We start from the raw sequence: 12,648 nt of genomic DNA on the forward strand, positions 1-12,648 counted from the left end.
CTTAACCTAAAGTTTAGTTATTATAATTATAAAGAGAGGTTAAACTAACTCTTTCGTAACCCAATCATTATTATGGATAACAAAATTAGAATAACCTCTCTTTAAATCATAGGATTTAATAATATATTTATACTTATCTAATGCACGGTATATAAATATTTTCTAGAATGCTGCTTTAAAAATATTTAATACATCCTTTTCTTCTAGTGGTTTAAATGCATATTTAAAATATGGATTCATAGCTTTCTTAGCCATTATTTCAAGTTTATCTTCTTCAATCCCAACTTCCCCCAATGTACCTGGTATTCCAAGATCTTTAAAAAATTCTGCTGTCTTTTCTATTGCTTTATTAGCTATTTCAAATTCATCTAAGCCTTTATCTATTCCCCAAACATTCACTCCATACTGTGCAAACTTATAAACTGTAAACTCATCTAATGAATATCTCATCCAATAAGGAGTTAATATTGCAAGACCCACCCCGTGCGTTATGTCATAAAAAGCACTTAATTCATGTTCCATAGGATGAACTACCCATGGCGAACTGGTTCCATAAGAAATAAGACCATTTATTGCCCAGCTTGAAGCCCACATTAAATTAGCTCTAGCATCATAATCCTTAGGATTTTCTATTGCTATCTTTCCATATTTTATACAAGCTCTGAGTAATCCTTCTGCTGTGCTATCTTGAATATCTACACCCTTTGTGTGATTAAAATAAGTTTCAAAAATATGACTCATAATATCAGCTGTTCCTGCCGCTGTTTGATTCTTAGGTACTGAATATGTATATTCAGGATCTAATATAGATACTTTTGGTTTCATATTTTCATGCCCTGTGCCTATTTTTTGGTTAATGCTCATATCTGAAATTACCGCATGCCTATCCATTTCTGACCCAGTTGCCGATAGTGTTAATATTGTCACTATAGGTAAAACTTCATTAATTTTTTCTGGATTAGTTACTAGGTCCCATGCATCGCCTTCATATTTTACTCCTGCTGCAATTACTTTTGCACAGTCTATAGTACTTCCGCCTCCTACAGCAAGAACTACCTCTACATTATTTTCTCTACATATTTCAATTCCTTTTCTTACTGTTTCAATTCTTGGATTAGGTTCTATACCTGAAAGCTCAACATATGTCACTGAATTATCATCTAAGATTTTAATCATCTCATTATATAATCCAATTTTCTTGATACTTCCTCCACCATAGGCAATTAGTACTTTATTTCCATATTCTTTAATTACTGTTGCAAGTTTTTTAATTTGACCTTTACCAAAATAAACTTTAGTAGGTATTGAATAATTAAAATTTTCCATAAACGCTCTCTCCTTATTAGTAAAAAATTAGAGTAATAATTATATCAGTTACATAGAATAACCTATATAAATTCTACACCATATACTTAGCTTTAAGTCAAGAATTTATACACAATTTTTCCCTATTTTTTTATACTGAAGCTATTTTTTCTTCTTTGCTTACAATTGCTTTCCCATTCCATTTCTTACTTCTCCACCTAAAATACATGATTAGCCCTCGTACCCATTCATCCATAGCTAAAGCTATCCACATACCTGGCATACCCAAATTAAAAGTTATGCTAAATACATAAGCCAGTCCTACACCAATTGTCCACATAGAACATACTCCAACAAACACTGGAAATCTTACATCCCCACAAGCTCTAAGGCAATTTATAATTACAAGATTAAAAGTCCTTCCAGGCTCAAGAAAAGCATTCACAAATAATACTGCCGCTCCAAGTGCTAATATCTCCTCATTGCTTGTGAATATTCCAAAAATATTCCTTCCCAATGCGGCTACTAAAATTCCTAGAATTGTAGAAACTACAAATGCTTTTTTTAGCGAAGAGAAACATAGATGATATGCATCCTCTGTTTTTCCTCTCCCTACTAATCTTCCCACAAGGATTGATGATCCCTGAGCTATAGCAACTGAGAATACAAAAATAAAAATACAAATATTATTTATATAACTATTAGTAGTAACTGCTGCAATACTAATATGTGTTAGTATAACTGTTGTTACTAATTTTGCTACAGAGTATGATATATTTTCTCCCGCGGATGGTACTCCCATATGAAGTATGTTTTTAACTTCTTTTTTATCAATTTTCCTTAAATACTTGGACGAAAAGTTTGGTAATATCCTCTTAAACAAGTAATATCCTAGAAAGATAGTCCCAAATACCTTACTTATAGTAGTTGCAGTTGCCGAGCCTTGAACCCCAAGACTTGGTGCTCCAAACTTACCAAATATTAATATATAATTTAGGATTATATTAAATATATTCATTACAAACGTAGTATACATACATATACTTGTAAATCCAAAAGCTCTTATAACTGAAGTAAAAGTTGTCGTTATAGCTTGAACAATCATAAAGCCTCCAACTATCTTTATATATTGAGAGCTATATGTCATAAATTCTGGTGCTACATTCATCCATTGTAAAATATACTTTGAAAATAGTAGAATTATCAGACTTATTATTCCGCCAAAGCATAAATTTATTACAAGAGATGTTCCCACAAGCCCCATGATATCTTCATCTTTCTTTTTAGCTCCTATGTACTGTGAACAAATTATTGTAGTTCCTGAAGTAATAATAACAAATAATAGATTTAACATATTTATTATTTGATTAACTATTCCTACTGCTCCTACAGCATCGTCACTATATTTTCCAAGCATAAATATATCCATGCTTCCAAGTAACATAAGTAATAACATCTCAACAAAAATAGGCCAAGTAATCTTAAATAAATTCTCTTCTAATTTTATACTTGCATTTTTCATAGAACTTAAAATCTTCCTTTCTGATTATTTAAGCAAATACCCTGAAAATAAATTGTAGTTAAACGCTATAATAATCACTTAGCTTTATTTAGCGTTTAACTACTGATTTAATATAATTCATTAACTATATTTTTATCTATTAAACAAATTCTTTATTGCTTACTAGATTAGGAATTATAGCTTTTCCATCAATAATTTCTATGGCTTCCCCATTGATGGTTACTGCTCTTTCATTTATATTATTAAATATAAATTCTATATGTGTGAATTTATCATCATATTCATAATCTATAATTTTAACCTTTATTTCAACCTTGTTATTATTATTGATTACTTTTATTTTATAATTATTAAATTCCCCAGCTTGATATTTAAAACTTTCTCCATCATCAGTAAAATGATGATATTTTGTTTCTGTTTCTTCATTGCATAGAAAAACTTCAAATGTTAGCTTATTAGAATTCTTTTCTCCAATATAGTTTTGTTCTTCTGCTACCGAAATAATAGATCCCCCTTTAATAAATATTGGACAAATATCTAGTGGAGTTTCTCTTATTATATATTGACCACCCCTATATTCTTCTTTTGTCCAATAATCTACCCAAGTTTCACCTTCAGGAAGATATATCATTCTTGCTTTAGCTCCTTGTTCTACAACTGGTGCAACTAAAATATTTTCACCACAAAGGAATTCATCATTAATTTCATAAGTATTTTTATCATTCTGATAGTTGAATAATAACGGTCTTATAATAGGTGCACCATTTTTACTGCAATTCCACATACTATCGTATATATAGGGGATTAACTTGTATCTAAGCTTTATATATTTTTTATTTATTTCTTCGGTACTTTCATCAAATGCCCAAGGTTCTTGATCTCTTGTTCCCATTGCCGAATGATTTCTAAAAAGTGGAGTAAATGTCCCTACTTGAACCCATCTACTTAAAAGCTCTGCACTGCAATCATGCCCAAATCCGCCTACATCTGTACCACAGAAAGCCATTCCGCTTAACCCTAAATTCATAAGCATTGGTATAGACATCCTTAAATGTTCCCAGGTACTTTGATTGTCCCCAGTCCATATTGTAGAGTACTTTTGAGTTCCTGCATAGCAGGCTCTAGTTACTATAAATGGTCTTTTTCCTGTTGCTTTTTTTAATCCTTCATATGTAGCCTTAGCCATCATATGACCATATACATTATGAACTTCCTTATGAGTTACCGGAATTCCATCATTATCAAACATTACGTCATCAGGAAGCGGACCCTTAAAACTAGCTGGTTCATTCATATCATTCCAAATACCACTCACGCCGGCTTCTGTCATTATCCTTTGATTTTCTCCCCACCATTTTCTTACTTCTGAATTCAAAAAATCTGGATAAACAGAATCCCCTGGCCACACTTCATTTCTATAGACTATTCCCTGATTATCAGTTGCAAAATATCCGTTTTTCAACCCATCATCATAAATTTTATATCCTTTATCTACTTTAACCCCTGGATCTATAATAGTTACTACCTTAAATCCCATGCTATTAAGCTTTTTAATCATTTCTTCCAGATTATTAAATCTCTCATTATTCCATGTAAATACTCTATATCCATCCATATAATCTATGTCTAAGTACAATGTATCACAAGGTATTCCTTTTTCCCTAAAGTTATTCGCAATCTCCATAAGCCTTGCCTTATTATCATAAGACCATCTGCATTGTTGATATCCTAATGTCCACATTTGAGGTAAAGGCATATTTCCTGTAATTTTTGTATATCCTTCAACTACGTTTTTTACTGATGGGCCATAAATAAAATAATAATCTAAATTACCATCAACTCCTGCAAAATAATAGTATTTCGAATTATCTCTTCCCATATCAAAATGTGTTTCAAAATGATTGTCAAAGAATATACCAAAAGCATTTCCTTTATTTAATCCAATTAAAAATGGAATAGACTTATAAAGTCTATCAAAAGTTTCTCCATGTGGTGCAGGATTATCAGTATTCCAGTTTACATAATGATAGCCACGTTTATTTAGATGCCCACTTCGTTCTCCAAGTCCATAAAAAAACATATCCTCTTCCATTTGTTTGGACACATATACTTTAAACTCTTCATCGTTATTAAGGGCATGCCCTTCTGCCTCTGCTAACATAAAGTCTCCTTTTCTTCTTATAAAAGGGTCTTTTTCACCTCTATAATCTGCACAAAGCAATGTTCCCTTTTTATCATAAATATCTACTTTAAACTCATCATAAATCCTAACTGTTAGTTTTTCTGTTAATAATTGAATTCCATCTGCTATATTCTCAATTTCAAAATCACAATGGCTATCTTTTAAATTTTCTACTGCTTTAGAATTTCTTTCTTCTCTAAATAAAGGTGCAAAGAAGTTAATAATATGTGAATTTACTACATTTACAAACACTTTTTTATTATTAAATTCAATACTAATTACGTTATTCTCAACTTCATAGTTTAGTAACTTTCCAAAACCTTCTTTATCTCGTTTACATTTTTCCATAATCATATCCTCCATTACTAACTTTAAAAACAAATTAATTTTAGGTTGTTTTGCTAGATTAAATTTATTTTAAGGCTCAGACCAAGGGGTATTCGTAAATATTAACTGAGCCTAAAATATCTTGGTAATTCAAATAACCATAACTCTATAACAAACTATGATTATAATGTTATTATATAACTATAAAACCTAACTTTCTTGCAGAATAGAGGCGAATAATATAAAAATACTGCTCTTTTAAAAATTATTAAATATAAATTATTTATTCTACTAATCTTGAAATTACTATTTAAATTAAGTTGAGATTATTTAATTAATAAAAAAGAGGTAAATATGATAAAGTTATAGCTGTAAAAACTTCATCACATTTACACTCTTAAAAGTTAATTAAATAATTATTTTAGGTAGTATAGCTCCTTAATAAAATTAATGCATTGCTCCGTTCCAATCAAGGTAATATCCATCTACATATGTATTGTATGCCATACTTCCGTTAGAATTTAAATAATACCATGTCTCACCATCATTTATCCAACCAGTTTGCATTACTCCATCAGCATCCATGTAGTACCACTGTCCCCTTACATTTCTCCATCCACTTGCAGGAGTACCTTGCTCTATTAATATCCACTTTCCGTCCTTGGTTTTCCCCCAGAAGTCACCCTTTCTCCCAGTACTCGGTGTAGAACTTACTATGACATTTCCTAAATTTGATTCTACAGTGGTATTAGTTGCTGTTGACGTCGAATCACTCTTATCATTACCGCTGTCATTACCAGTTTCTGGCGTTTGGGTACTTGAAAAACTATTTTTATATGAGTTAACTTTGTAATTGCTTTTATTAACGTCTTTCCATTCAAATCCTGGTTCTAAATTATTTAATTCGTCTTTGGTATAATCGCTATCTTTCGAAGTTGCCGCAAAAGTCGCGCAAGTTCCTTGAGCTAAAATTGCTGCTATAACTAATGATACGATTTTTATTTTATTGCTTTTCATCCTTCTCATCTCCTAGAATATTTTACGTAAGTTTTTAATGTAAACCAAAATTATATTCTTATGATTACTTTCGATTATTTTTTTCCATACTTAAGGGTTTTTATAGTAATATTTCTAATAAATATAACTTATTTATTAGATACATAAAAAAACCATAGTGTAATTATATTTACATTATTATATAAAATTAGTCCCAATTAAATAATTTAATTGGGACTAATTTTTTTTATTAAATTTTATTATTAAATCTTTTACAAAGATCTATCATATCTTCTTGCGCATTAACTGACCTTCCGTCTGAATCTATCTTTGTGTACGATCCATCTGAATTTAAAATTCTACTTTTAACATTATCTTTTAAATATAAGCTGAGCATTTCTTTTAATTCCTTTTTAATTTGCTGATCTTCAATTATTGTCATAGTTTCTACTCTTTTATCTAGATTTCTGTACATCCAATCTGCACTTGAAATATAAATTTCTTCATTTCCATTATTATGAAAATAATATATCCTACTATGTTCTAAATACCTTCCTACTATGCTTCTTACCGTTATATTATCACTTAATCCTTTAATACCAGGCCTTAATGAACAAATTCCTCTGACTATAAGCTCTACTTTAACTCCCGCTTGAGAAGCTTTGTATAATGCTATCATTAATTTTTTATCAATTAGTGAATTCATTTTTGCGATTATTTTTGCTGGCTTGCCATGTTTAGCATGCTCTGTTTCTCTTTCAACTAAATATTCTAATTTTTTTCTCAATCCATATGGAGCAATTGTTATTTTACTCATATTTTCCGGCTTAAAATATCCAGAAAGCATATTAAAGATAACAGATGCATCCTCTCCATATTCTGGTTTTGCAGTAAGAAGCCCTATATCTGTATAAAATTTTGCTGTTACATCATTATAGTTACCAGTTCCTAAATGAACATATCTTTTTATTCCTTTCTTTTCCTGCCTAACAATTAATAATATTTTACTATGAGTTTTAAGTCCAATAACTCCATAGATCACGTGGCATCCGGCTTTTTCTAGCTGTCTCGCCCAATGGATATTATTTTCTTCATCAAACCTAGCCTTTAATTCAACTAAGACGGTCACTTGCTTACCATTTTCTGCTGCTTTTGAAAGTGCTTCAATTATAGGAGAGTTACCACTTACTCTATACAAAGTTTGCTTTATGGCTAGTACTTTTTCGTCCTGTGCCGCTTCTTGAACTAATTTTACTACTAATGAGAAACTTTCATAGGGATGATGAATAAATATATCTTTTTTACTTATCGCTTGAAATATATCACACTCTTGTAGTTCCTTTACAGGAAGGCTTTTTATTTGTTCAAATTTCAGTTCATTATATCCTTTTATACTATATAACTTATTAATAAATGTTAAATCGATTGGTCCTTTTATGGAGAAAATTTGATTGTCTGATATCTCAAATTCTTGCTCTAATTTATTTGTTATCCTAGTATCACTAGTATCTTCAATCTCTAATCTTACAGCTAATCCCCATCTTCTTTGTTTAAGAGATTCTTCAATAGTTTCTAGTAAATCTTCTGCTCCTTCCTCGTTTAAGCTTAAATCTGCATTTTTCGTGATCCTATAACAAGCAGTAGTCAAAACCTTAAACCCAAATAGCTCACATAAATGATTTTTTATAACATCTTCTAAGAGAATGAAATTTTCTCCTTCTCCTCCTGGAATAGGCACTAATCTTTCCAATACAGATGGAACTTGAATAGTTGCAAAAATTTCTTGATCACTTTTATTTGCCTTTAACATTATACCTATATTTAGCGTTTTATTTAATAGTAATGGAAATGGCCTTCCTGAATCTATAACCATAGGAGTTAAAACTGGATAAACAATATTTCTATAATAATCTTTAACAAAATCAAGTTGTTTTTCATTTAACATTTCATACGTGAAAATTCTTATATTTTTAGATCCTAAATGATCATACAAATGTTCATATGTACTATATTGATCATGTACCATTTTCCTAACTCTATTTAAGATTCTCTCTATTTGCTCACTTGGAGTTAATCCTGATACTTCCCTTTCTTCAAATCCTGCCTGTATTTGACTATATAAAGAACCAATTCTCACCATAAAAAATTCATCAAGGTTTGAACTAGATATAGCTAAAAATTTAAGCCTTTCTAAAAGAGGATTCGTATTGTCCTTAGCTTCATCTAAAACTCTTTGATTAAATTCTAACCAACTGAGCTCTCTATTGATAAAATTTTCATGATTATCATATGTATAAGTTTGATTCATAATAATTCTCCTCACCCAAAAGTTAAATCTTCTTTCAACTTATTTTAATTATTTGTAATAATAGTATTTAAAATACACTTTGAATATTGTAATATATTTAAAAGTATACTAATATAATCTAACATTTTTGTTAATTCTATGTTAACACATTATTATTTATTAGTTAACTTTTTTGTCACATTTTGTTAATTAGGAGTGAGTAAATGAAAAACATTGCAGTAATTGATATCGGTTCTAATTCTATGAGGGTTTTAGTCTACGAAATATATTTAAATAATTCTTATAAAATCATTGATGAAGAAAAGAGAATGACAAGATTAGGACAATATCTAGATAAAAATAATAATCTATCAATTGAAGGAATCGAAAAGCTATTAGTAACATTAGAATTCTTCAAAATTCTTTGTGAAAAGAACAATGTTGTAGAAGTAATTGCGGTGGCCACAGAAGCAATTAGACGAGCAAAAAATAGAAATGAAATTATTTCTTTAATAAAAGACAAATTAAATTTAAATATTAGAATATTAAGCGGGCTAGAAGAATCTGCTTATGGCTATATAACAGTAAAATCCACCATGGATATTGATAATGCTCTCCTTATTGATATAGGTGGTTCAAGCATGGAGATAACTTTGGTTAAAAATAGAAATATCATTAATGGTATAAGTTTACCTTTAGGCTCAATACCTTTAACTAAACTTTTTCCATTTGATACACCTGCTGATAAGGACACTATATTAGAATTTAAAAAGTTTATTTTCAGTGAATTTGATAAATTACCTTGGTTAAAAAGCGCTAAAGGTTTACCTTTGATTGGCATAGGGGGAACTGCACGGTCTATAGGTAAAATTCATAAAAAATTTATTACCTATCCTTTAGATTTGCTACATAATTATTTTATTTTATTTGATGAAATTACAACAGTATATAATTATGTTATTGATTTAAATATAAGTCAAAAAGCTAAATTAAAAGGACTCCCTAAAGAAAGAGTTGATATTTTTACTGCTCCTTTTTCTGCTCTTTTTATGTTGATGAATTACTGTAATTGCCCACTTCTAAAAATTAGTCAGTACGGAATTCGTGAAGGTGTTCTATATGAAAAACTCTTAGGTGAAAATATTTATAATGTAGATATTTTAGATTTTTCATTAAATAATATTTTAACTAACACTGATTTGAATCTTCCACATGCTGAAAAAATACAAGATCTGTCTCGTGTTTTACTCGATCATTTGGAACAGACAGATTCAAGGTATTTTGAATTAGAAAGTAAATTATTAAAAGTATCTGCTAAATTACATGATGTTGGCATCAGCATATCAGTAAAACATGCTTATAAACATAGTTTTTATATTATAATTAATTCCTTTATTGCCGGACTCACTCATAAAGAAATATTAATGGCTGCATATACAGTTGCCCTAAGTGGTAAATTTGATTATAAGATAGCAGATGAATACAGAGCGCTGCTAACTAAAGATGATATTATAATATGTAAAAGACTTTCAATTATTTTATGTCTTGCTCATAAGATTGACAAATACTTCTATAATAGCTTAGCTGAGGTTGTAATCCTAAATGAAAAAGATAACTTTAATTTAGCATTACCTGCAGATAGTGTAAAGTATATGAAAGATAGTCTACCTGTTGAAATGGATGAAAGTTTTAAGAAGTATTTTAATAAAAAATTATCGGTTGTTCCTCTTTAAATAATTCAATTTTCATTTACCCTATTTATAATAGGTATAAGGATGATACCTGTTATAAATAGGATAATTATGCATTAGGTATATAATTTAGACCAAAATTTAATCTATGCCTTTTGTATTATTTTTTTGACCTCTGCAACAATACAATCTATAATTTTACTTTCTTCACATACTTTAAAATATAACTCTGTTTCATTTACAGGCAGATGAGCAAGTGCTCGACTAATGAATTCGTATTCTTGCTTAATACGTTGTATACATTCAGTAAAAACTCCTTTTCCATTGCTAAGCAATGTAATATAAATCGAACTAATTTTATTCTCACTATCACATATATAATCATTAGAAAGCTTTAAAGTCAAAAAACTTTTATTATACTTAATATCGCATAATACCTCGTTCCAGTTGCTAATTGCTTTATTATATACAGCTTGGATATTGTAACATTGATATTTTTCATTAATTACCTTTTCCAATTTTATCAGCATATTTTCTATGCTGTCTTTTAATATTTCATTTACCTCTTCTTTTGAATATAGCTTTTTTTCATCTTCATATTTTTTATTCTCTTGTTTTTTATAAACTTCTGTTTCAATCAAAGATTCATTCTTATGATTCACTGATCTATCGCCTGAATCATTATAGGTTATGTTTTTAAACTCCATTAGCTCCTCTTCCACCCTTCTCCTCTATTCTTGATAATAATTACCATATTAAATATATTTTACTTGATTCAGTAATATTACCTTAATTCGGTTTATAAAAGCTCAGTTTTTATATCATACTCTTAACTAAACGCTTTGCTTAATTTTAAGTATATTGTAATTTTAAAATACCTAATATATTCTAAAAAATGTGTTATAATGTTAGTAATTATATTTTAATTAAGTTTTATGTTGTAAATGAACAACATTATTTTTGATTGATCATTTAAATTTACACAATAACAAGGAGATAATAATACTAGCATGAAAATTGAATTTGATAAAAAACTGCTTAAATACTCTATTTATATAACAATTACAGCTGTAATAATTTATATAGCATTCTTATTTATTCTTAATATAGGTGCACTCTTCAGAACAGCATTAAATATTGGGAGTTATTCAATTGACTTAATCAAACCATTACTTATAGGGATCGTAATTGCTTATCTTTTATATCCTATTACTAGAACTATAGAAAATTTTTTAGAAAAAAGTAAATTCGTTAGAATTCAAAATCCATCTACAAGGCGTACATTGGCGATCATATTTGCATACCTTTTAATGATCGGTATCTTCTTAGGATTGCTGTTTGGAATTTATTTCATGATTGGTGGTCAATTATCAAATAACACAACTATAACAAATATGGCTCAGCATATTTCTCTATATTTAAGTAATAATTCTTTTTCAACAGATTCCATAAGGGCAACTTTAAATAATTTAAATAACCCATTAATTGATGGTGTAAAACCATATATTACCGATGGACTTGTTAACTTACAAAAATATATTGAAAATAATCTTGGTAATATGACTTCCTACATAATGTCTATAGGAAGTAGTGTTGCAACCTTTTTTATTGCTCTTATAATTAGTATCTATCTATTAAAAGATTCTGAGTATTTTATGGATTTATGGAATAAACTTTACTATTTAGTATTTAGGAAAAGTAATATTGGAAGTAATATTACATACATTTTTAGAGTAATACATGAAGTATTTGCAAAATATCTACGAGGTCAATTGTTAGAAGCATTTTTTGTTGGAGTCCTATCTGCAATTGCACTTTCAATTGTAGGTATAAATTATGCCTTTGTTATTGGAATCATTGCTGGTATTTGCAACATGATTCCTTACGTTGGTCCAATAGTTGGTACTATTCTTGCTGCGATTATGGGACTTCTTAGTGGAACCCCTATTAAAATACTTTACGCTGTTATTGCTATGCTAGTTGTTCAACAAATAGATAATAATCTTTTAGCTCCTAAAATTGTTGGCAATAGTGTAGGATTACATGCTGTATTTACAATGTTAGCAATTTTAATTGGTGGCAATGTAGGCGGACTGTTAGGTATGCTGTTAGCTGTTCCAATAGCCGCTTCTTTCAAAGTTTTATTTAATAATTGGTATGAAAATTATATCCAAAGTCAACGCGACTTCTAAATTTATAAAAATTATTAATAACCATAATAATTTAAATTCAAAAATAGATACATGTGCGAATGGTTTCAATTAATTAAATGAAGCATTACACTCATGTATCTATTTTTATCTAAATAATTATTTTATTGTAATCATAAACTTTTCGC

8 protein-coding genes are annotated in these 12,648 nt (G+C 29.1%); 2 read left to right on the forward strand and 6 right to left on the reverse strand.

All coding sequences use genetic code 11. The annotated features are described in order from the left end of the window. Positions 1 to 162: 162 nt before the first annotated feature. The 5 genes from CLCHR_RS10555 to CLCHR_RS10575 form a co-directional block, all read right to left on the reverse strand. Positions 163 to 1,326 carry an iron-containing alcohol dehydrogenase gene (locus CLCHR_RS10555; protein WP_079439680.1) on the reverse strand — a complete coding sequence of 388 codons (1,164 nt, stop codon included), beginning with the start codon at positions 1,324 to 1,326 and terminating at the stop codon, positions 163 to 165. 130 nt (positions 1,327 to 1,456) lie between these two features. Further along, a complete protein-coding gene (locus CLCHR_RS10560) occupies positions 1,457 to 2,827 on the reverse strand; it encodes an MATE family efflux transporter (RefSeq protein WP_079439681.1) in 1,371 nt (456 codons plus the stop codon). Between the two features lie 139 nt (positions 2,828 to 2,966). Further along, complete coding sequence (locus tag CLCHR_RS10565; RefSeq protein ID WP_079439682.1) at positions 2,967 to 5,357, reverse strand: glycoside hydrolase family 31 protein; 2,391 nt, start codon at positions 5,355 to 5,357, stop codon at positions 2,967 to 2,969. A gap of 426 nt (positions 5,358 to 5,783) precedes the next feature. Beyond that, positions 5,784 to 6,353, reverse strand: a complete 570-nt coding sequence (locus CLCHR_RS10570) for a PspC-like choline-binding domain-containing protein (RefSeq protein WP_079439683.1) — start codon at positions 6,351 to 6,353, stop codon at positions 5,784 to 5,786. 229 nt (positions 6,354 to 6,582) lie between these two features. After that, positions 6,583 to 8,640, reverse strand: a complete 2,058-nt coding sequence (locus CLCHR_RS10575; protein ID WP_079439684.1) for an RNA degradosome polyphosphate kinase — start codon at positions 8,638 to 8,640, stop codon at positions 6,583 to 6,585. A 203-nt stretch (positions 8,641 to 8,843) separates the two neighbouring features. Here CLCHR_RS10575 and ppx point away from each other — a divergent pair, with 203 nt between their 5' ends. Beyond that, positions 8,844 to 10,352, forward strand: a complete 1,509-nt coding sequence (ppx, locus tag CLCHR_RS10580; protein ID WP_079439685.1) for an exopolyphosphatase — start codon at positions 8,844 to 8,846, stop codon at positions 10,350 to 10,352. A 104-nt stretch (positions 10,353 to 10,456) separates the two neighbouring features. Here the strand turns inward: ppx and CLCHR_RS10585 are convergent, their stop codons facing one another. Continuing rightward, positions 10,457 to 11,017: a hypothetical protein gene (locus CLCHR_RS10585; RefSeq protein ID WP_139376224.1), complete on the reverse strand. Its 561-nt coding sequence runs from the start codon at positions 11,015 to 11,017 to the stop codon at positions 10,457 to 10,459. Positions 11,018 to 11,320: 303 nt separating this feature from the next. Here CLCHR_RS10585 and CLCHR_RS10590 point away from each other — a divergent pair, with 303 nt between their 5' ends. Next, positions 11,321 to 12,502: an AI-2E family transporter gene (locus CLCHR_RS10590; protein WP_079439687.1), complete on the forward strand. Its 1,182-nt coding sequence runs from the start codon at positions 11,321 to 11,323 to the stop codon at positions 12,500 to 12,502. Positions 12,503 to 12,648 lie beyond the last annotated feature (146 nt).

This window comes from Clostridium chromiireducens (assembly GCF_002029255.1).
Taxonomy (GTDB): domain Bacteria; phylum Bacillota; class Clostridia; order Clostridiales; family Clostridiaceae; genus Clostridium; species Clostridium chromiireducens.

What these genes read in the sequence shown, in the direction of transcription:
- CLCHR_RS10555 (WP_079439680.1), bottom strand. Translation starts at nt 1,326, where the DNA reads ATGGAAAATTTTAATTATTCAATACCTACTAAAGTTTATTTTGGTAAA.
- CLCHR_RS10560 (WP_079439681.1), bottom strand. Translation starts at nt 2,827, where the DNA reads ATGAAAAATGCAAGTATAAAATTAGAAGAGAATTTATTTAAGATTACT.
- CLCHR_RS10565 (WP_079439682.1), bottom strand. Translation starts at nt 5,357, where the DNA reads ATGGAAAAATGTAAACGAGATAAAGAAGGTTTTGGAAAGTTACTAAAC.
- CLCHR_RS10570 (WP_079439683.1), bottom strand. Translation starts at nt 6,353, where the DNA reads ATGAAAAGCAATAAAATAAAAATCGTATCATTAGTTATAGCAGCAATT.
- CLCHR_RS10575 (WP_079439684.1), bottom strand. Translation starts at nt 8,640, where the DNA reads ATGAATCAAACTTATACATATGATAATCATGAAAATTTTATCAATAGA.
- ppx (WP_079439685.1), top strand. Translation starts at nt 8,844, where the DNA reads ATGAAAAACATTGCAGTAATTGATATCGGTTCTAATTCTATGAGGGTT.
- CLCHR_RS10585 (WP_139376224.1), bottom strand. Translation starts at nt 11,017, where the DNA reads ATGGAGTTTAAAAACATAACCTATAATGATTCAGGCGATAGATCAGTG.
- CLCHR_RS10590 (WP_079439687.1), top strand. Translation starts at nt 11,321, where the DNA reads ATGAAAATTGAATTTGATAAAAAACTGCTTAAATACTCTATTTATATA.